We start from the raw sequence: 20,186 nt of genomic DNA on the forward strand, positions 1-20,186 counted from the left end.
ATGATTGCAAGCGCAGGTCGAGTTGACAGGCCTTGCAAATAACGCTTGCTCTATACGTTACAAACCATTCAGGGTTCAAATAGGCTCAATCTGAATACCAAGCCAAATTAGGCGCTTACCCCAAACTTCCCGTATCAGACCATCTGCAATTTCGCGGTGCTTCTCAATCTATCCCCGGTTTAGGACTGCCGAACCTATAGCCTAATTACTGCCACAATTTTGCCCAATTTTTGCCGAATTTCTCGAGCCCATAGTCTCAAGTTGATTCGAAACACTGCGCGTTACTTTATACCTTTCACACGTCGTGAAATGTCTGGTCAGTATTGCTGTAAGCCGGGCCTATTTTTCGCGAATTCAATTCGGAATTCTGCCCCCATATCTGAAGGCTCAACCTTCAGCGTGGCCCTATAGCCTTCGAGGATCGCGGCAACGATCGCAAGACCCATTCCAGTGCCGCCTTCTTCGCGGCGCGTTGTGAAGAAGGGCTCGGTTAGCCTGTCCGCGTCGTTTTGTGAAATCCCTTCACCGTTATCCAGAACCCGCAGGACACTATTGGAATAAGACAAGATCACCTCGGTAGCACCGTGGGACCTTGCGTTCTGAGCCATGTGCAGTAAAACAACCCTCCCGTGTTCCTCTGACAACGGCAGCATCAAGTTCTGACCCTCGGCAATCCGGATTTCCAGCCCGTCTACAGCGGGCAGCATGGCAGGCAACAGGCCCGGACCCGATTTCGGGGCTTGCCGCAATTTACTCAGCTCACGCAGCCGGCCCAGCAGAGTGTTCATGCGCGCAGCTTCGGTCTGGATATTGTCCAGTAGCCCGGCGCGATCTTCCGGCGACAGGGCAGGTTCGGACAAAAGCTCGGCGGCTCCAGCGATCGAGGTGACTGGTGATTTCAGTTCATGCGTCACGTGATCGGTATAAATCGCAATCTCGCGCGAACGCGCCTGCAACGTATCGGCCATCGACAACATACTTTCACCAAGATCGGCCAGTTCCCGCATCCCGTAATGTGCAAGCGGGTCCGAGACGGGGGTATCCCCCGAGGCCACCCGGCGCGCCTCATCCCGCAGGCCCCGAACCGGACGGGACATCAGCCGGTGCAAAAGCCATCCGATCAATGCAGCACCGCTTAGCGTGAACAGCGCCATTATGATCAGCGCGTCTCGTTCGCGGTACAGAAATTTGCTGAGGTTCAGCGGCGTGCGGGACAGCAGCACAACCCCGATTACACGATTCTGTGCCAGAACGGGATAGGCCACGAACACCCGAAACCCCGTATCCCGACTGATCGAGGTCAGCGGATGGCGGTCAAATTCATCTGCACGCGCCCGCAACGCCGTACCGACACGACCAGTCAATGCTTGCTGCACTTCGGGCAAATCGGCGAAAGCACGCAACCCCGCCTCGCCGGTGCCCTGCCCCTGATGGTCCAGAAAAATCACCCCGGCCAGTGTGCTCTTGCCCGCAGACCGGGCCAGCTCGGCCATGCCCGGCAAAACTGTTTCATGACGCGGATCGGATATCGCCCCGACCTTTGGTCCCTCCGGCAGTGGCGGAAGAACCCGGTCGCGGCGCACGTTGATCTGGGCCCGTATGGGGCGGACCTCGGCGGCCCAAAACTCTTGCATTTCGGGCGCAAGTTCGGGGCCGATCTCGGGTCCGTCCATGGCCTGAAAGCGGGTGCGATAAATCTCGGCGTAGACTGCAGCCTGTTTCAGCAGCACCTGTTCGGTTTCCCGCACAAACTGGTTCGAGGTCAGCTGCACCGTCATCATGGCCGCCAGCGGTATCGAGACCAAAGCCACACAAACCAGCGCGACGACAAACGCCATCGACGGGCGCCATTTTCGGCGGATCGTGCCTATCCGTCGCACGTACATGCGCCCAGCTTGATACCGACGCCGTGGACCGTCTGGATGATATCGGCGCACCCGGCCTGAGACGCTTTGGCCCGAATGTTGCGCACGTGGCTGTCAATCGTGCGCCCGGACAATTGCGTGCCCGCCCCATACAGTTTCTGGGCCAGCGCATTTCGGTCATGCACCTGATCGGGACGCTCGGCCAGAGAATACAGCAACTGAAACTCGGTCGCCGTCAGATCGACCGGCGTGGTCTCGATGCGGCAGGTGTGACCGGCCATGTCCAGCTCCAGCCCGCCGGTGCGCAAAGGGCGCGAGGCCGAGCGGCGACCACGGGACAGGATTGCCTTGATCCGCAGCACCAGTTCGCGCGGGCTGAAAGGTTTGGCGACAAAATCATCGGCACCCAGTTGAAAACTTAGAACCCGGTCGATTTCGTCATCCTGCGCGGTCAGGAACAGGATCGGCAGATCCGATCGCGCCCGAATGGACTTGCAGCATTCAAACCCATCCATCTGAGGCATTCCGATATCCAGCAGCACAAGATCGATCGGTTCTCGTCCGACATGGGTCAGCGCAGCCTGTCCGTTCGCGGCTTCGGTCGTGCGCATACCCGCCCCTTTCAGGGCAATGCGGATCACATCGCGGATCTTGGGATCATCATCAACAATCAGGATATGCGCTTCCATAAGAAGGTTCTGACAAGCGATCCGGGCGATGTCCATATCAACCTGCATGATCAGCGACCTCATACCCGTCGCGCCCGCCGAGGACGCAGACCCAATACGGTCATAGCTACGACCATGACCAGACCCAGAATCGCCTGTGGCTCGGGCGAGGATGACCCGGCAAAGCCCTGCGACGGATAGGCCGCGGCCGTCACACTGGACACCACCGGCAGGGGCACATCCGCTTCGACAGCTTCTTGCCCGCTGTCATTGACGATTTGCTGCGACACGGCCACGAATGAGGTATTTCGGGTTTGCAGCGAATAGGCCAGCCCAAGACGCGTGATCTCGGCATCGGCCTGTCCGGTCCGGTCCCCGACCGCGATCTGCCGTTCCAGCACGCCGATCCGGTCGCGGGCCCAGATCAGCGGCAGTGCGGCATCGCCCTCGGTTTCGGTCAGTGACAGCTTGACCGGCATCTGCGCGGGGCGGCCCTGCACCATACCTTTCAGCGTGATTTCGCCCTCAAAAGCACCGTCGTAGCGCGCCATCACACGAAGGCCATTGCCCGCAAACAGATCGGGCAGACGTGCTGGCGTAACATCCTGTACCTCCAATCCGCCCCAGTCGATCTGCAAGTCGGTCAGCAGAGGGGACTTGAGGTTTGCAGCCAGGGTCTCTGCCACCTCAACCGCGTCTTCGTCCAGCGCGACATAGCGGGAATAGCCGCGCCCCTCTTCCGCCATGGCGTCCAGAAGGTAGCGGTTCACGGCGTTGCCCACCCCGAAGGCGTAGATACGGGCCTGACCGATCTGGCCGCGAATGGTTTTAAGAACCCGCGCTTCATTGCCGATATAGCCGTCGGACAGAAAGACCACGAAGCGGATCGCGCCCTCGGGCGTGTCGGTCGCAAAGGCGGCGCGAACCGCAGTGTCGATCTCGGTCCCGCCCCCCGTGGACAGGCCGCGCACAAAGGTGCGCCCCTTGCGGATATTCGACCGGGTTGCCGGGGTCGATGTGTTCGAAAAATGCCGCGCCGTGTTGGAAAACGGGATGATGCGGAAATGATCCCCCTCCCGCAGCCCCTGCAAGGCCGCATCCATGAAGCGTTTACTGGCCTTCATCGGCTCCCCGCCCATCGAGCCGGAGGTGTCCAGCACAAAGACCAATTCGCGCGGGGTGGCTGTGGCCTCGTCCGGGACCGCCGGGGGTTCGATCAGCACCGACAGGAAGCCACCACGCTCGTCATGATGGGACAGGCTTGCCGCCTGCAACTCCGCCCCACCCAGCGTATAGCGCAGCACCAGATCGCGGTTATCCATCACCTTGCCATCGGCAAACCGGGCAGTCAGGCTGTCTTGCTCCTGATCGATCAGCAGCGGATGGGTCGGGCTGTGAAACCCCGACATCTCAACCCCGGCGGTCAGAGAGACATCCAGCGCGACCCGCTCGGACGTCACAGTATCGGGCAGGTCCAGCCCCGCGACCGGAGGATAGGCGGGGACCGGGCTGACGGACCACGTGGCATTCTCCAGCGGAATGTCCTCGGCACTGGCCAGCTCAGGCCGAGGAGCGTCCAGCGGGCTTTGATAGCGCGGACCGACGATCAGAGGGATCACCATCTCATGCTGGCCGTCGATCTTGGGCACCATCTGGACATAGCGCAACGTTACCTCGACCGGACGCCCCGGCATCAGGTTGGCAATCCGCTGCGTGAACATGTTGGGGCGGTGCTGGGTCAACAGCGCAGCGGCCTTGCCCTCGGACGCGGCCTGATCAAACTCTGCCTCGGCCTGTGCTTTTTCACGGATCACGGCGCGTACCAACTCATCACCTATGCGCATCTCCATCCCGTAAACGGCGGCTTTTTGATTCAGGGGGAACAGGTATTCAGCCTCGACCGGAACCATCGCTGGGTTCTGGAACGTCTGCCGCAGTTCAACTGTCGCCATATCGCCCTGAATGGTGACACGTAAGGCGCTGTCCAGAAGGGGCAGATCGAACACCCGGTCGCCTGCGTGGGCGACCACACGTCCGGCCACGTCGGCGGGATCGGGTTTGGCCGCGGCCACCATCGGCCAGACAAGTAGGATCATCACAGGGAAAAGAGCACGCATTTGGATCTCCTGAGCAAGGGTTACAAATCAAGGGCGGCCAGAACCGCAGCCTCATAAGCGGCACGGTCCGGATCTGGCATGGATTTCGGGGTAATGCGCTGGATCGAGCGCCATTCGCGGGATGAGCCGTTCAGCCAGCTCCAGACGGCTTCGCCCACGCCAGCGGTGCGCTGACCATCGCCCGAGACAAAGCTGACCGCGACCGTCCAGACCTGCCCGTCCGGGCCCGTTGCTTCGTAAACCGAGCTGGGCAGCGGATCGAACCGGGTGCCCAGAAACCGCACTTGGTAGCCCATACCAAGCAGGCAGGTGGCCGGCGAATGTAGGTGGCGAAGTGGGGATGTGGTACGCACCACATTAACCCCCATGGGGCCGAACTGTATTTTGCGCGCAGTGCCGCCATAGGTGGCGAAGTAGGCGCGTTCAACGTCAGAGAGTGCGACCTCTTGCGCGGGATGCCCAAGCAATTGACCCGGCAGCTCGGTCGGGGGCACGGGTGCCGATTGATCGACGGGCGCGCGCGGCGCGCTGATGATTGCCAGAGACAGACCCAACGCCGATACAACCGCTGGGAAATGCAGGACGCGCGGCAAGGAAAACGTCGTGATCCGCGCAGGTCTGGGCGGTGCCGATTGCGGGCGGTACAGCAGCACAACCACCAAGGCGACCAGCGCCAGTGTCCCCAGCCCGATCAGGCTGTGCAACGTGGGGGCCATCGTGTCGATCCCTTGCGCCAAACCGGCCGCCAACAGGGTGATACGCAGGCCATTGCCCAGCACCGTTGCCGCTGCGATCAACAGACCTCCGCCCAGCGCGGGCAAAAACGCCGGACGGCAAAACGTATTCAAGCAGGCCCAAAGGCTGACAAGCTGCAACAGACCCACCGCGCCCGAGCAGGGCAGATCGACCAGAACATCCACGCCGCCCACACGCAGCCTGACACCTTCGCATATCAGGTCCGGAAAAAACGGCGACAGCATTGCGCACGCCACGTGGGCAGACATCACCTGCAACGGAAACCCTGCCACCCGCTCAAGGATCGGTCCAAGCGGCAGGCAGAACAGAAACAGCGCCGCCAACCACATGGGCGACAGCGCAATGCGTCGCTGATCCAGTCGCAGGAAAACGGCCAACGCAAAGACATCCAACGCCAGAGCCAATGCGCTGAGGATATTGATGGCCAGCACCTGCCCCCCCAAGCGAACGCAGGCCGCACCCAGGAAGACGGCAAAGACCCGCCCGCGCCGGTCCGGCCCCTGCGGGCGAGAACTTGTCAGAGACAGAAGCACCAGACCGGCCAGCAGCAGGCCGTACAGCGCGCCATAGGATTGGTAAGACGGATCGCGCCAGCTTTGGATCAGCCACAGGACGGGCTCGATCGCCAATACGGCGGATGCAAGGGCCAACCCGGCCCACAGTAGGTAAGATCGGTTATGTTCCATACCGCCTTGTCACACCTTGATGTGCAAACCAGCGGCGGATGTTGTGCAGGATTTGTGCAGATCAGGCGGGGGTGCCGCCTTGGGTCATGACTAGGCCCGACGCGGGGCGCCAACCCAAACAGGAACTGTTTGATCGACCGCTGTAGCTGCCCGCATGGATTGAACCGCCAAGGTGGCCCAGCTACGCAGTTGCAACAAGACCATTGCACCTCCGATCACAATGGTCGCGCCGATCAGGGGTGAGGCTGCAACCTCGTAACTTTGCGTGCCAGCCACCCAAACGGCGAAACCCAGACGCGTTACTGCGACAGCATCTGTCACGCGGGCCAGTTTGGGCAGAAAATACGTGGAAAGGGCCGTGGCCAGCACGATCATCGCCATATATAGCAGCCCGGTGAACACCGGCAGGGGCATCCCGAAACGTGTCACCTCGATATGGGAGTACAGGACATATCCGGCAGCAAACGCCAGAAACGCAATCGCGTAGAGTCGCCTTTTCTGGCTGTCGATATGTCCAATGATGCGCTTCACAGCAAAGACCCCCTGAACCTTCATGAAGATCTTTGTGCGCCCTGATTTTGCGGATCATCTGACCGAATAAGGGCGGAAATTTGGCTTTGTGCCGCAAACCCTGCGAAACCGCTAATAGGATGCCGAGATCATGTCCGCGTAGTTGTCTGCCAGCATTCGCGCATCGGTGCGGTCGAATTTCACCGTCGGCAGGGCTTGCATATCAATCAGCGCCGCGTTGTCGAACAGTTTGGCCAGATCGACATCAAGATTTATCTGCGTCTCCCCTGCCCGCGTCATGTCTGCCGGAACCAGAACCGAGACCTCGCGGGCGTTCTCGGAGAACCCAACATGATAAACCAGTGGAGAAATGGCTCCATCCACATCCAATGCACCCTCGAAGAGAACGAATTTATACCCAACTTCCCAGTTCCACGCCATCTGGCTGTTGGGGTCCAGATCGCCCCGCGCAAGGATCGACCCGTTGGCGTCCGGGTCCACGCCGATCAAAAAGCGCAGTCCCTCGATCCGGCGCAGTGGCACATCGGACAGAGTGATCACATAAGATCTGTCCGCATTGTCGAACCGGGCAAGGTAATAGCTGTCGGGCTCCACGAACTCTTCATCGCCCGAGGTCAAAACCAGATTACTGAGGTAAAACCGAAAATCTCGTACCCGAAACGCGCCGGGTCCAGCGGGGTTGTCATACATGAACTGGTCGAAGGTCAGCGGGGCCCCGTCCATGGTCGCCCGCAGCGTGACGGTGACATCGGTCGTGCGTTTGGGGCCTGGGACGAACACAATCCATCCGATGGCAAGCAACACCAACAGACCGAAACCGGACATGGCTTGCAGGCGGGACATCATGAGCCTCCTTCAAACGGATTGGAAAAGGCAGGGTCGGTCAAAAAAACTTCGTCGGTCAGCGTATGTAGAAAAGCAATGATTGCGTCGATTTCCTCGGGTGTCATGCGCAGGCCCACCGTATCCGACGGGGTGTCAGGGGCGTTATCGGCTTCAAGGATCAACGGGCTGAGCGTGTCGCTGACGACAATGCCGTCATTATAGTGATTCATGACATCTCGCAGCGTCTCGAACCGGCCGTCATGCATATAAGGAGCGGTCACGGCAATATTGCGCAGGGTTGGAACCTTGAAGAACCCTTTGTGAGCAGGGTTTCCCGTGACCGCCATCAAACCAGGTGCCAGCGTGTCCTCTGGGTCGAGCCCATTGTTCGAGAACCCGTCCAGCGCGTCCCGAAACCCCGAGGTCAGGAACTGACTGTGGCAATCAATGCAATTCCCGCCGCGCAGGGACACTTTGGTGTCGGGATGGGCCATGAACAATTTGCGCCCATGTTCTTCTTGCGCGCTCAGCCGCACCTCACCGCGCAGGTATTTGTCGTATTTGGAATTGTCCGAGATCAGCATCCGCATGAAACTGGCCAACGCCCGGGCGATGTTGTCGGCGCTGACTTCGCCATAGGCGCGGCGAAACATGCGACGATAGCTGGACGAGTCGGACAGTTCCTCGACCAGCGCGTCGATATCCTGCCCCATCTCTTCGGGGTGCTGGATCGGCATCAGCGCCTGTTCTTCAAGCGAGGTCGCGCGGCCATCCCAAAAGAACCTCTCCTGCCCCCAAAGCAGATTGACCAGGCTCATGGCGCTGAACTCCAGCTCACCGCCCGATAAGGCCGGAGATCGGGCACGCCCGTCGGTGAAAGCCATCGCCTGAATGTGGCAAGTGGCGCAGGACACTTCGTTGTTCGCGGATAGAATAGGGTCGTAGAACAGGTGCCGCCCCAAGGCGAAACCTTCCTGAGTCAGCGGGTTATCAGGCGGCACGGCAAACCGCCCGAACACAAACGGCGCCGAGAAGTCGGCGATGGGCGTCGCCACCGGATCGCGGATGAAGTCCCGGATCAGCCACCCCGCCGCGACCAGAATCGCAGCGGCGGCCAGCAGAACGATCACCCGAGGCATGGGCCACCCGATCCGTTAGTGGTGATGCACAAAGCCCGAACCAAACAGACCCTCAACGTTGTCCACGCCCTTGTTGTAGCGTTCCTTGAAATTGACCGTCCCGATACGTTCACCGGTTTCCAGATCATGCACCGAAATCGTGTGCGCGTTCAGAGAAGCGATGAAATCCACATCGGTCGGGTCATTGTCCGCGCCGTTGCCCAGATTGAGCAGATTGTTCTGAATCGCGATCAACTCGCGCCCTGAGGCGGAGGTGAAAAAGATCATGTGATGTGCACCGGGATCGGTCACGATGTCGGGGCCGCTGGACACCAGTTCAGGCAGAGCGCCCAGTTCGTACCGTTTCACCACACCGGGCAAAGCGTGCGAAATGAACAGCTCATCCTCGGTGCCATAGAATTCCAAGGGCACGGCAGTGTCATTGGCGACACCGCTATAGATGACCTCGGGCGCGCCAAAGGTCTTGGCCTTGGCGTCATAGGGGATTTTCCACGTCTCGAACCCGAACATTGTATTGGCCAGAATGGCCGGTTCGATATCGGGGTGAATGCTGGGCCGCGCGAACAGAACCTCGACCGGAGAAGACGGGAAGTTCAGCGGCTTTTCATTCTCGACGGTGATGTTCTGGATAGGCTCTAACGTGTTCAGATCAATGATCGTCAACGCGTTCCCAACACCAGTAGCCAAGTCAGGATGCACGGTCGATGTCACCACCATACGATCCTCGAAAGCCGAAATGCCATGCGGATACATGATATACGGGGCACCTTCGCCGACCTGACTTTTACGGGCTTCGATGATTTTGACCACCGCGTTGGTTTGCGGATCAAACACCCCGACCGAGCCGCCATCATCACCTCCGGTGCCCCCCATGAAGGTAACAAACATGTATTCCTGCCCGTTCGAATTGGCCCACATGATATCTTCGCCCACGATCTGGCCCTGTGTGTCCAGACAGGTGATGCCTTCGATCACCGGCGCACCGCCAGCGTCCCTCGACAAGCCAATCTCGGCCAGACTGCACGCCGGATCGAGCCCGGTGGAATACAGCCTGCCATTCGGGCTGTAGTAAAGGTGATGCAGAGGGTGCTCGATATCGGGTTGCTCAACCTCGCTGAGAATTTCTCCAAAGCGATCAGATTCCGGGTCCAATTCAACAATGGCAACGCTGTGATGGGTATCCAGCGTCGGCAACCCGCGCAGCAACACCATGCCATGGCTTTCTTCACGGGTCTGCGCGTAACTGGCTGAAGTGCTGACGACCAACCCTGCCGCAAACAGAATGGTTGCTCCAAATCCCATGTATTTCATAGCCTTCCCCCTTGTTGCACAGCCCTAAAAAGTTCAGGGTTAGATGTATCTTACGTAACGTCATATCACAGTGAGACGCCTGCACCAAACACCCCGGCGCTTTACCGGAAATCAGTATGCGGCAGTAAGGAAGTCATTGTGTTTCAAAACAGTTTGACCACTGCGTGAGCATTCCCCAAGCGTGGCCCGAAACCGCGCCTAGGGATCACCGAAAACCCCGCGCAGAATTCGGCGAATATCCTGCGCGAACGCCTCGCGCGAAGACGCAACAACCAAAGCGCCCCGTGTGGCGGTAATCAAAATATGCGCCAGATCCTGCGCCCGTTCCGGCGTTGCAGCCAGGTCGTGGCGCAAGATAAATGCCCCCAGCTTCTGGGCATACAGGCTGGGCCAATTTTCGGGCTGGGCGCTTGCGACGGCCAGAGCATCCTCGAGCAGCTCGGACCCGTGCCTGGATTCAGCCAGTTCGACCGAATCTCCGACGACAGAAATCAGCGCCGTTTCCACTACAGCCATCGGCGCGTTTTCAGCCTGATCGAGCATCGCGAAAACATGCTGGTACAACGCTTCTGTATAGGCCCTCAGCGCCCAAGCGTAACACGCGTCCTTCGATCCGAATTTCTTGTAGATCGACTGGCGAGACAGACCCACCGCGCGCGCAATGTCTTCCATTGACGTTTTGCGAAATCCGTACTGGGCAAAGGCGGTCATGATATCTTGTGGGTTCACGCCGGAAATTGTGTTCGCAGTCGCCAAAAATACCCCACTTCCCGGTCAGGCAGGGCACAAACACAAAGTACCGCCTTTGACCAATTAATCACATTTTTACATTTCTGACATTGTTCGTGAAAAATGACAACTGGCCAGCCGCAGCCAATAGGGAACGCCCTATCCTTGGGAACCACAGCGTTGACGTGACGCTAAGCGTTTTCCGCCAAAATGATCTTCTCGGTCGCGCGAACCAGGTCAGGAAACCGTGATCGTTCGTGGATATATAGGAATACCTGCCTGTGATCTGGCAAGTCGCGGATCAGTCGAAATGCGGTGGCTTCCGGAATGAACCCTGTCACCGTTTGTGGCAAAACCGTCACCCAATCACCGGTCCGAACCATCGCAATCAACGAATGCGTGTTGTGGATGGTCACTCCCGCCCGGTCAATCGCGGCGTGAAACTGCGGCGACTCGATCAGGTCGCACAATGCGTTGCGAATGAATGGAACCGAGGCGATTTGGGCAAGTGTCGGCGGCGCCTCTTGCGCGATCAACGGATGCTCGGCCGAGCAGACCAGCCCGAACCGGTCCCGCAACAGCGGCACCGCGCGAATACCATTCAACGCGTGATACCCCGAGGCGATCCCGATATCGGCTCTGCCTTCGACAAGCGCGTCAAGAACCTGCTGCGTATCGGTGTCGCGCAAATCGACTTTCACGCCGGGATACTGCCGCGCAAGATGCGATAACACGCGTGGAAAAATCAAAGCCGCAACCGACGGCACCGAGGCAATGCGCAAGAGCCCCTGCTCGGCGATCGCGGCCTCTTCGATGTCCTGCACGGCCTGATCGAACTGACGCACTTGTTTCAGCGCCAGTTCAAACACTTGCGCCCCCAATGGGGACAAACGGCTCTTGCGCTCACCTTCAAACAGCTTTCGACCCAGATGGTCCTCAAACTGTTTCAATGTCATCGATACCGCCGACTGCGTGCGCCCCAAGCGATCCGCGGCCTCGGTCAAATTGCCGGTTTGGGCAACGGTGCAGAAACAACGAAGGGTTTCAATCTTGAGTGCCATATTTCAGTTTTCCTGAACTTTTGTTCATTCGTTTGAATTTGACTGATATACGGCGGAAAAGCCATCCTAAGCACGACTCTTATTTTGCTCTGGGGCGCATTGTGACCAAACTGAACCTGATCGCTGGCGAATGGCTGGCGGGTGATTCTGAAATCGAAAACCGCAACCCTTCGGATCTGAGCGATCTGGTCGGCATCTTTGCGCAGGCCAGCACGGATCAGCTTGAGGCGACACTGGATCAGGCGCGTCTGGCGCAGGCCGAATGGGCCGCTTACCTGCCCGAACGCAAACAGGCCGTTCTGAACGCCATCGGCAATGAATTGATGGCCCGCGCGGAAGAGCTGGGCACGCTTTTGTCCCGCGAAGAGGGCAAACCGCTGGCCGAGGGCAAAGGTGAAGTCTATCGCGCCGGTCAGTTCTTTACCTACTACGCCGCTGAGTGCCTGCGCCAGATCGGTGAGAATGCCGACAGCGTTCGACCCGGTGTTGAGATTGACGTGCGGCGCGAGGCCGTGGGCACTGTCGCCATCATCAGCCCATGGAACTTTCCCACCGCGACCGCCTCGTGGAAGATTGCACCAGCGCTGTGCTACGGCAACGCCGTCGTATGGAAGCCTGCGAACATCACCCCGGCCTCGGCCGTAGCCCTGACCGAGATCATTGAACGTCAGGACATCCCCAAGGGCCTGTTCAGCCTGATGATGGGCTCGGGGCGCAGCATCGGGCAGCGTCTGGTGGAAAGCCCCAAGGTGAACGCGATTTCATTCACCGGGTCGGTGCCGGTGGGTAAAGGGATTGCGGCAGCGGCCATTCAGAACCTGACCAAGGTACAGATGGAGATGGGATCCAAGAACGCGCTAGCCGTCATGGACGACGCCGATCTTGATCTGGCTGTGACGCTGGCGCTGGGTGGCGCGTTTGGCGGTACGGGGCAGAAATGCACCGCCTCGTCGCGGCTCGTGGTTCATGCGGGCATCCATGATGCGTTCGTCGAGAAACTGGTCGCCGGTGCGCAAGCGATGAAAGTCGGTCACGCGCTGGAGGACGGCACCCAGATGGGGCCGGTTGTCGGCGAGCAGCAGTTGCAGGAAAACCTCGCCTATGTCGATCTGGGCAAGTCCGAGGGCGCCGAGCTGGCCTGTGGCGGCGCGCGGTTGGAGATGCCGCATGACGGGTTCTACATGTCGCCCGGAGTGTTCCTGAACACCACCAACGACATGCGCATCAACCGCGAAGAAATGTTCGCGCCGCTAACCAGCGTCATCAAGGTCGGCAGCTATGATGAGGCGCTGAGCGTCGTCAACGACACCAAATTCGGCCTGACTTCGGGCATCGTGACCCAAAGCCTCGCCCGCGCCACCCATTTCCGCCGCAACGCGCGCACTGGCGTAGTCACGGTGAACTTGCCGACAGCGGGCACCGACTATCACGTACCCTTCGGCGGACGCGGCGACAGCTCATATGGCCCGCGTGAGCAGGGAAAAGCGGCAGCTGAGTTCTACACCACCGTCAAAACCGCCTATATCAGCGCCGGGACGCCGGTCTGATGCGTATCGACGGGCTGCAATATGCCAACTGGTCGGAAAAGATTTTCCGGCAACTGCGCGAAGGTGGCGTGGATGCAATCCACGTCACCATCTCTTATCATGAGAACTTCCGCGAAACCGTCCTGAACTTTGAAAAGTGGAACCGTTGGTTCGAGCAATTCCCCGACCTGATCATGAAAGGTCGGTGGGCCAGCGACATCGACACGGCGCGCGAAACTGGGCGGACGGCGGTGTTCTTCGGCTTTCAGAACCCCTCGCCCATCGAAGACGATATCGGTTTGGTCGAAATCCTGCACGATCTGGGTGCCCGGTTCATGCAGTTGACCTATAACAACCAATCCCTGCTGGCCACCGGCTGCTATGAGGCCGAAGATACCGGCATCACCCGCATGGGCAAGCAGGTGATCAAAGAGATGAACCGCGTCGGCCTTGTCGTGGATATGAGTCACTCGGCTGACCGATCCACAATCGAGGCTGCTGAACTGTCCGAGCGTCCCATCGCCATCACTCACGCCAATCCGCATGACTGGTCGCCTGCACTGCGCAACAAGCGCGACGCAGTGATCCGCGCGGTGACGGAAAATGGCGGGATGCTCGGCTTTTCGGTCTATCCGCATCATCTGAAAGACAAATCCGCCTGCACGCTGGATAGTTTCTGTCAGATGATCGCCCGCACCGCCGACAAATACGGAGTCCAACATCTGGGGATCGGCACTGACCTGTGTCAGGACCAACCCGACAGCGTGGTCGAGTGGATGCGCGTCGGGCGCTGGACGAAAGAAATCGACTATGGCGAAGGCTCGGCTTCGGCGCCCGGTTTTCCGCCCATGCCAAACTGGTTTCAGGACAACCGCGATTTTGGGAATATCGAATCCGGACTACGTTCCGTGGGTATGAACGAAGATGAGGTCTCAGGTATCATGGGCGGCAACTGGTATCGTTTCTTTGCTGAAAACTTCGGACCACGCGCATGATCGATCTGCACCGCGATATTGCACGCCGAGACCCCGCGCAGGTCATGCGACTGTCGCGATTGGGGTCGCTGCACCAATGTCGCCTTAGTTTCATGCGGCAATTGACCCGGCGGATGGCCCGCGAGAACTGGCGTTTTACCCGGCCCGTTTTTGACATCGACACGAACGGGGTGGGTCATGCGGTCTATACCGCGCACGGCCCTGAACGTGCTTATTCACTGGTTGCTTTCGCTCATGACCTGCCGCCCGAGCAACGCTCCGACCGCGTGATAGCCGAGGCTTGGGACGCCACATTTACCCTGTTCGATGGCATCCCCACGACCGAAGACATTGACCGCCTGTCTCAAAACGTCCCCTTGCAAGAGGCCGGGCGGATCAGCGAAAGCGAGTTGTCTCTGTCTCGCGCCAACCGTTCGGTCCGGCTTTGGGCGCATGTGGTCGACGCGCTGGCAGCAGGCACACAGCCGGACCCCGAGCAGATCTATCAGGTGGGCTACCTGATGCGCACCACGGCTGTTTATGGATCGGGCAAGTTCGGGGCGGCTGATCGTGAGAAAACTGCCGACCGCCCGGAACTGAGCGCCCCTTTCCAAACCGAGATGCTGTCGGTTTATCTGACCCGCACCTTCGTGCGCGATCTGGTGCAGCACATGGCGCAGGCCAAAGGGGGGAACCAAACCGCCAGTCTGGACCCGACGATTGCGCAATGGCTGGGCATTGGCAATTCGACCGGTCTGGGCATGGCGCCCTTCATCGTCAACCATCCCGTGCTGTTCAACAACTGGATCATGGTGCGCGAAGAGGCCATCGCGCGGGTGCGGTCCGTGCCGCAAGCCACACCTGACCGCATCGCGCAGTTCCGCGCGATTTTCGAACGCAGCAAGCTGTCGGTGTCGTGGTGGCGCTCGGATCATCCCGTTCAAATCGACAAGCTGGCCGTGCTCAGGGTTGATCTGGACACGCTCACCGCCGAACTGGCCCAGCGCGACCTGACCGAAAACCTTCCCTGGGACGCCCTGATCCGCTGGTCCGAAGATCATCTGAGTGAAGAGGGGCAGGAATTGCTCGCCTCGCTGATCCTCGAACCTTACGGCGATCTGGTCGACGGTTTGGTCGATTGCATGGCCGACAGCAACGCCGGGGCGCAGGTGATCGACGGCAATATGAGCGTCGCACAGGTTCGCGCACTGATACGGCAGAGTTTTGACTGGGCGCTTGATCTTGACTGGAAAGCACAGGCCAACTGCGCCCGCGCCTGGTACGTGTCCGAAGAAAAGCTGGAACCCCGTCTGGGCGAACGGTTCGAAGAGCCCATCGCGGAGTACGAACAACCCTTGGCACCGGCCCGCGATGCGGCGACGGCTTACGACGCCCTGTCCCACTGGCCAGACACCACCTCCATTGCCGCGTTTCTGTCGCAGCGCCCCGAACATCGCCACACGATCCGGCGCGCGCAGATGGGACAGGTCGCACCCTATGGTGAAATCCGCGACAATACGATCGGCGCGGATGTCATGCCCATCGACATGCTGCGGGCGAAACTCTCGTTCTTCGGTGCCACGCATTTCGATCCCCGCTCGGACCGTTGGGTGCGGATTTGCATGTATGCCGGTGCCCCCTACCCTGAGGATCTGTCCGCGGATACCGCTGATCACTGGGTCTACCCAAGGGCCATAACATGAGCTTTTCATTAAACGAGGTGGAGGCCACCGCCAAACGCGCCACGCGCGGCGCGGGCTATGGCTGGGGCCTGTCCGAAGAGGCCGGAAAGGCCACCCGCTGGCTATGTGCCGCGGGACTGGACGGCGCGCAGATTCTGGCCGATCTGTTGGACCGGGGCTTGGCACATGCGCCGGGCCGGCACCGCCCGGCATGTCAGGGCAACGAATGGCGCGGGGATGAAATCCTTTGCCCTCTGGCCACCGGGGCAGCCTTGTCCGACCATATGGGCTCGCTGCGGACGGGCGAAATCACACTGACCAATGTCGCCGCCCCTGCCCTGTTGCTGCCATTCGCCGCGAACATTGCGCGCAATTTGAAAACGCCCGTCACAATCACCGTGGATGGCGTTGAGGTCGTCACAGATGGGCCTTCTCTGGCCGTGAACCCAGCGCTGCCCAGCGACGCCACTTTGGTGAAGGTCGCGCTTGGCGGTACCTTGACCGCACCCGCTGCCTGCGCCTCACGCGCGGTGCCCAATCCGGTCGCATGGGCCGTATTGAACCGTTTTGCCCACCGCACCTATGCCCCCGCGACCGAGGCCTCTCGCCTGCTTGGGGCCGGGTCTGGCCTGTCCGACAACGATTGATGAAAGCGACACGATGGAAACCCGCACTCTGACCCTGACCGAAATCGAAGACCTGGCCTTTCGCGCCCTTGTTGCCGCTGGCACGACCGAAGCCAACGCTCGCCCGCTGGCCGTTGCCACGGCGGCAACCGAAGCGGATGGGGTGGCCAGCCACGGTCTGGCCTATATCCCGATCTATTGCGAACATGTGCAATGCGGAAAGGTCGACGGTGCCGCAAAGCCCGTCTTGGACCGGCCTCGCTCTGGCCTGATCACGGTTGACGCGGCAACAGGGTTTGCACATAGCGCAATTGACATGGGGTTTGACGCCCTCATCCCAGCCGCCAAGGAACAGGGCATCGCGGCCTTGGCCATCCGCAACAGCTATAATTGCGGGGTCCTGGGCTATCACACGCACCGGTTGGCGCAGGCGGGTCTGGTTGGGTTGGGCTTTACCAATGCACCTGCCTCAATCGCGCCATCGGGCGGGTCGAAGCCGGTTATCGGCACCAACCCGTTCTCGGTCGCGGTACCCGGCACAGATGGACAGCCCGCCGTTCTGATCGACCAAAGCGCTAGCACCATCGCCAAGAGCGAGGTCATGAAACATGCCCGCGAAGGCAAACCAATCCCTGTGGGCTGGGCGCTGGACGCGGATGGGAACCCAACCACGGACCCTAATGTCGGGCTCAAGGGCTCGATGGCCCCATCGGGGGGCTACAAAGGAGTGGGCATCGCTTTGCTGACCGAGATCATGGCCGCAGCCCTGACCGGCGCGACGCTCGGCATTCACGCCTCGCCGTTCTCGGGCACAGCTGGGGGGCCACCCAAGACCGGTCAGTTCTTTATCGCCATCGACCCGGCCGCTGCGGCGCAAGACATGTTTGCCGAAAATATCAGTGCATTGGTCGGCGCGATCCATTCTCAGGACAGCGCGCATCTGCCGGGCGACGGACGGCGCGCAAAACGCATTGCCGCCCAAACCGAAGGCGTCGCGGTCAACAAGGCGACCTTGGACAAGATCGAGGCTATCCTGGCCTAACGCTGCGCATCCCCGACGGAACAAAAAAGGGCGCCTTATTGGCGCCCTTTCTCGTTCTCGACCACATTGGGTTATTGGATCAGGCGCAGCTTCTGGATCGAGCCTGCAATCGACACGAAGGAGTCGATGATCTCTTCACCGGTCACTTCATAGTAGTGCGACCAGGACGAAGCACAGGTTCTGATCTCGGATGCGGCCTGCTCCGTGGTTTCGAACGCGACGGTATAAACAACGGCACCTTTCGTTTTGGCCAATTCACACTGTTCTTGGAACAGTTGCAGGTTGGTCAGCTGCGACGAGGCGATGGTCGAGTCTTCACTTGGACGCGCAGTCAGCTCCGTCAGGCCGTTTTCCTCTTCCATCTCATCGGCGGGGCGAACCTGCGGGGTGGTTTGTCCATCGGTCATGATCACAATGATCTTCGAGCTGTTCTCGTGATCCCAGCTCAGCGGGCGGTCTGCGAACTCGGAGGGAACTTCCCCGGCTTTGCTGAGATAGGCAAACTCATCCTGACTTGACGGGTCCAGCAGGGCCAGCGCGTATTTCAGGCTGTAGTTGGTGCCGGTTCCATCGAACAGGCGCAGACCGTCGATGAAGGTGTGCAGTTTGGTTTCATCGTTCTGGGCGTATTGGATGCTCATTTCGTCTTCCGGGCACCAACCCCAATTCTGGGTAGTCTCATCATATTCCCAGTTCACGAAATAGGGCGTCTGATCGATCGAACCTGCAGGCAGGCTTGTATTGAGGAAATCCGAATAGGTCATTTCCAAGCAAGACGAGGTATTGTTCGGAATGTTGCCCACATAGCTGTGGAAATCAGAATACTGCAGTTCGATGTCCACGTTATTGAACTTGGTTGGGCCCGAAGCCTCATCATAGACCGTCGTTGTCCGGTCAATGCTGTAATACATCGTCTCCTGCTTCCCGCCCTTGATGGATGCACCCACCAGTTCGGCACTCTCAGGCAGCTGGGACGAGTTGTTGATGATAAAGTCCCGGACATAGTGATAGTACGTGTCGACGTCATCCTTGTTGAACAGATCGGTTTCGTTGTCCGGGAAGCTGTCGATCTTGACGGAAAAATCGGGGTCAGCATTGCCGTCTGTATCAAACCAGAACACGACGTTCGAGATATCCTGCTTCCATTCCGGGAAGAAATCGTCGTCGGTGGTCGTGCCAAACCGCTCGCCGCCCAAGTATTCGAACATCACCGAGCCTGGGTTGGTTTGACCTGCAAACGGGATAACGCTGACCGAGGTCGCGCACTCGGTGCCTGGGTCGTTGTTATGCTCCAGAGTTTTTGTGACAAATGCTTTGGCTGCGGTCTGCATTTGGGTCAGGCGTTGATTGTTCCCCATACTGCCTGAGATGTCCAAAACCATGGAAATCTCGGTGCACGGTGCCGCCTCATGCGCGGCGGAATTCACGCCCAATGAAATCGTCTCAACACCGCTCAACCGCATGAAATTGGTGTCGAAACCAGATGTCAGGCTGGCACGGACGGTGCGGTCCAGATATTTGTCTTCGACAGAAATCGAACTCGCGTACTCGCCCAAACCGGATGCGGCCAGATGGGCTTCGACAACTTGCGCAGGATCGAGGGTTTGCTCAAGGCTCGCGGCAGAGAGGACAGCGTTGTCCAGAGCCCACTGCAATTTCGCGCGGTCGCGCTCATAATTCATTACATCGACGGCAATACCCGCCGCAGCCAATAATAGAAAAAAGGCAAACAACGCGAAAATCGTCAAACCACCTTCTTCGCGTTTCGCAAACCAACCAACATCCGCAACCGAATTTCGGAGAGTTTTTGAAACGGCTTTCTTCCGTGAATTCAGATTAAACATTTCTTTCTCCAGACATCCTTATTCGCGAATAAGATGCCCAAAGAAGTTGTCTCTATTTTGCCGTAATGTTGCTATTTGGGTTACCGGAGGTGAACCCATTTTTAACTCAAAATGAACGCGCGGGTGACGTGGAAAACACGGGACTGTCACGAATTCGAATAAAAATATTTAAAATCAATATGATATCACACATCCGTGAAAACGGCGCTTTACACGAGGACCACTGACCGAAAATTAACAGACCGAGTGACCATGGGTAACCTTGCCACATTCCCTTATTTTTAGGCCTCCGAGTCGCGAGCCTGGAAATTTCATCGCGGACACCTCACGTCAGGCCTTGCCGCCCAACGGTTCCACTCGGCCCACACACACGCCTAAAAATACCGTGAAAATTGGCCTCTCAGTACTCGTCTTCATACGGAAAACCGGACCAGCGCATGGCTTCTTCCTCGGCCCGAGAAAGGTCCAGTTTCTCCATCCCCATGTGCAAATGATCCAGAAGCTTTCCGCACAAAATTGACATATTCAACGCAAAATCCGCGCGGTTGACCGCCGCCGTCACAACATCCTCAGGCGCATTTTCTAGGACATCCACGGTGGCCCGCACATCATGAGAAATAACCCATTCTGCACAGGCCTGCCCCCCGATAACCAAGCTGGAGACACGCTCCAACTCTCGACCGGACCGTTCATCATACCATTGATAAAGCGGCAGGACCGCAGCAATTGCCGCGCCTATGACCGTGCCTTTTTCAATGATGTCCAAAGTTATCCGCATATGCCCCACTCCAAGCTATCAGAATG

The 20,186-nt window shown here is 59.0% G+C and carries 17 protein-coding genes; 5 read left to right on the forward strand and 12 right to left on the reverse strand.

The annotated features are described in order from the left end of the window. Positions 1 to 317 precede the first annotated feature (317 nt). From ACR0C5_RS16580 to ACR0C5_RS16625, 10 genes are all read right to left on the reverse strand, one after another. The gene (locus ACR0C5_RS16580; protein WP_480877967.1) at positions 318 to 1,838 is read right to left on the reverse strand and encodes an ATP-binding protein; all 1,521 of its coding nucleotides are present in this window, start codon (positions 1,836 to 1,838) and stop codon (positions 318 to 320) included. Between the two features lie 29 nt (positions 1,839 to 1,867). Further along, positions 1,868 to 2,617 (reverse strand): response regulator transcription factor, encoded by a 750-nt coding sequence (locus ACR0C5_RS16585; RefSeq protein WP_480877969.1) that lies wholly within the window; start codon positions 2,615 to 2,617, stop codon positions 1,868 to 1,870. Continuing rightward, complete coding sequence (locus ACR0C5_RS16590; RefSeq protein WP_480877971.1) at positions 2,614 to 4,650, reverse strand: VIT and vWA domain-containing protein; 2,037 nt, start codon at positions 4,648 to 4,650, stop codon at positions 2,614 to 2,616. The genes ACR0C5_RS16585 and ACR0C5_RS16590 overlap by 4 nt, the downstream gene beginning before the upstream one ends. 20 nt (positions 4,651 to 4,670) lie before the next feature. Continuing rightward, entirely contained in the window at positions 4,671 to 6,092 is a 1,422-nt protein-coding gene (gene xrtT / locus ACR0C5_RS16595) for an exosortase T (protein ID WP_480877973.1), read from the reverse strand. Positions 6,093 to 6,182: 90 nt separating this feature from the next. Beyond that, complete coding sequence (locus tag ACR0C5_RS16600; RefSeq protein ID WP_170775081.1) at positions 6,183 to 6,623, reverse strand: hypothetical protein; 441 nt, start codon at positions 6,621 to 6,623, stop codon at positions 6,183 to 6,185. Positions 6,624 to 6,734: 111 nt separating this feature from the next. Beyond that, complete coding sequence (locus ACR0C5_RS16605) at positions 6,735 to 7,466, reverse strand: MbnP family protein (RefSeq protein ID WP_170775083.1); 732 nt, start codon at positions 7,464 to 7,466, stop codon at positions 6,735 to 6,737. Then, positions 7,466 to 8,587, reverse strand: coding sequence for a cytochrome-c peroxidase (locus ACR0C5_RS16610; protein ID WP_480552494.1), 1,122 nt, complete (start codon positions 8,585 to 8,587; stop codon positions 7,466 to 7,468). Before ACR0C5_RS16610 ends, ACR0C5_RS16605 begins: the two co-directional genes overlap by 1 nt. Positions 8,588 to 8,602: 15 nt before the next feature. After that, complete coding sequence (locus ACR0C5_RS16615) at positions 8,603 to 9,898, reverse strand: hypothetical protein (RefSeq protein ID WP_170775087.1); 1,296 nt, start codon at positions 9,896 to 9,898, stop codon at positions 8,603 to 8,605. Positions 9,899 to 10,096: 198 nt separating this feature from the next. Beyond that, positions 10,097 to 10,609 (reverse strand): TetR/AcrR family transcriptional regulator, encoded by a 513-nt coding sequence (locus ACR0C5_RS16620; RefSeq protein WP_170787187.1) that lies wholly within the window; start codon positions 10,607 to 10,609, stop codon positions 10,097 to 10,099. 209 nt (positions 10,610 to 10,818) lie between these two features. Continuing rightward, complete coding sequence (locus ACR0C5_RS16625; protein ID WP_170787185.1) at positions 10,819 to 11,688, reverse strand: LysR family transcriptional regulator; 870 nt, start codon at positions 11,686 to 11,688, stop codon at positions 10,819 to 10,821. 101 nt (positions 11,689 to 11,789) lie between these two features. On the opposite strand from ACR0C5_RS16625, the gene ACR0C5_RS16630 reads away from it, so the two are divergent. From ACR0C5_RS16630 to ACR0C5_RS16650, 5 genes are read left to right on the forward strand one after another with little or no spacing between them, the layout of a single operon-like run. Next, positions 11,790 to 13,235, forward strand: a complete 1,446-nt coding sequence (locus ACR0C5_RS16630) for an aldehyde dehydrogenase family protein (RefSeq protein WP_480877977.1) — start codon at positions 11,790 to 11,792, stop codon at positions 13,233 to 13,235. Next, positions 13,235 to 14,209 carry a membrane dipeptidase gene (locus ACR0C5_RS16635; protein WP_170791456.1) on the forward strand — a complete coding sequence of 325 codons (975 nt, stop codon included), beginning with the start codon at positions 13,235 to 13,237 and terminating at the stop codon, positions 14,207 to 14,209. The genes ACR0C5_RS16630 and ACR0C5_RS16635 overlap by 1 nt, the downstream gene beginning before the upstream one ends. Beyond that, complete coding sequence (locus tag ACR0C5_RS16640) at positions 14,206 to 15,891, forward strand: hypothetical protein (protein ID WP_480877979.1); 1,686 nt, start codon at positions 14,206 to 14,208, stop codon at positions 15,889 to 15,891. Before ACR0C5_RS16635 ends, ACR0C5_RS16640 begins: the two co-directional genes overlap by 4 nt. Continuing rightward, a complete protein-coding gene (locus ACR0C5_RS16645; protein WP_480877982.1) occupies positions 15,888 to 16,517 on the forward strand; it encodes a DUF3726 domain-containing protein in 630 nt (209 codons plus the stop codon). The genes ACR0C5_RS16640 and ACR0C5_RS16645 overlap by 4 nt, the downstream gene beginning before the upstream one ends. Positions 16,518 to 16,530: 13 nt before the next feature. Continuing rightward, positions 16,531 to 17,538 (forward strand): Ldh family oxidoreductase, encoded by a 1,008-nt coding sequence (locus tag ACR0C5_RS16650; protein WP_170775101.1) that lies wholly within the window; start codon positions 16,531 to 16,533, stop codon positions 17,536 to 17,538. A gap of 71 nt (positions 17,539 to 17,609) precedes the next feature. Here ACR0C5_RS16650 and ACR0C5_RS16655 read toward each other — a convergent pair whose 3' ends face one another. Together ACR0C5_RS16655 and ACR0C5_RS16660 are read right to left on the reverse strand one after the other, a co-directional pair. Continuing rightward, a complete protein-coding gene (locus tag ACR0C5_RS16655; protein WP_480877984.1) occupies positions 17,610 to 19,382 on the reverse strand; it encodes a Tad domain-containing protein in 1,773 nt (590 codons plus the stop codon). 400 nt (positions 19,383 to 19,782) lie between these two features. Beyond that, positions 19,783 to 20,148 carry a hypothetical protein gene (locus tag ACR0C5_RS16660; RefSeq protein WP_480785929.1) on the reverse strand — a complete coding sequence of 122 codons (366 nt, stop codon included), beginning with the start codon at positions 20,146 to 20,148 and terminating at the stop codon, positions 19,783 to 19,785. Between the last annotated feature and the right edge of the window lie 38 nt (positions 20,149 to 20,186).

This window comes from Ruegeria sp. N8 (genome assembly GCF_056531325.1).

Bases quoted from the DNA above. Each gene is read 5' to 3' on its own strand.
- ACR0C5_RS16580 (WP_480877967.1), bottom strand. From the start codon at position 1,838: ATGGCGTTTGTCGTCGCGCTGGTTTGTGTGGCTTTGGTCTCGATACCG.
- ACR0C5_RS16585 (WP_480877969.1), bottom strand. From the start codon at position 2,617: ATGAGGTCGCTGATCATGCAGGTTGATATGGACATCGCCCGGATCGCT.
- ACR0C5_RS16590 (WP_480877971.1), bottom strand. From the start codon at position 4,650: ATGCGTGCTCTTTTCCCTGTGATGATCCTACTTGTCTGGCCGATGGTG.
- xrtT (WP_480877973.1), bottom strand. From the start codon at position 6,092: ATGGAACATAACCGATCTTACCTACTGTGGGCCGGGTTGGCCCTTGCA.
- ACR0C5_RS16605 (WP_170775083.1), bottom strand. From the start codon at position 7,466: ATGTCCCGCCTGCAAGCCATGTCCGGTTTCGGTCTGTTGGTGTTGCTT.
- ACR0C5_RS16610 (WP_480552494.1), bottom strand. From the start codon at position 8,587: ATGCCTCGGGTGATCGTTCTGCTGGCCGCCGCTGCGATTCTGGTCGCG.
- ACR0C5_RS16615 (WP_170775087.1), bottom strand. From the start codon at position 9,898: ATGAAATACATGGGATTTGGAGCAACCATTCTGTTTGCGGCAGGGTTG.
- ACR0C5_RS16620 (WP_170787187.1), bottom strand. From the start codon at position 10,609: ATGACCGCCTTTGCCCAGTACGGATTTCGCAAAACGTCAATGGAAGAC.
- ACR0C5_RS16625 (WP_170787185.1), bottom strand. From the start codon at position 11,688: ATGGCACTCAAGATTGAAACCCTTCGTTGTTTCTGCACCGTTGCCCAA.
- ACR0C5_RS16635 (WP_170791456.1), top strand. From the start codon at position 13,235: ATGCGTATCGACGGGCTGCAATATGCCAACTGGTCGGAAAAGATTTTC.
- ACR0C5_RS16640 (WP_480877979.1), top strand. From the start codon at position 14,206: ATGATCGATCTGCACCGCGATATTGCACGCCGAGACCCCGCGCAGGTC.
- ACR0C5_RS16645 (WP_480877982.1), top strand. From the start codon at position 15,888: ATGAGCTTTTCATTAAACGAGGTGGAGGCCACCGCCAAACGCGCCACG.
- ACR0C5_RS16650 (WP_170775101.1), top strand. From the start codon at position 16,531: ATGGAAACCCGCACTCTGACCCTGACCGAAATCGAAGACCTGGCCTTT.
- ACR0C5_RS16655 (WP_480877984.1), bottom strand. From the start codon at position 19,382: ATGTTTAATCTGAATTCACGGAAGAAAGCCGTTTCAAAAACTCTCCGA.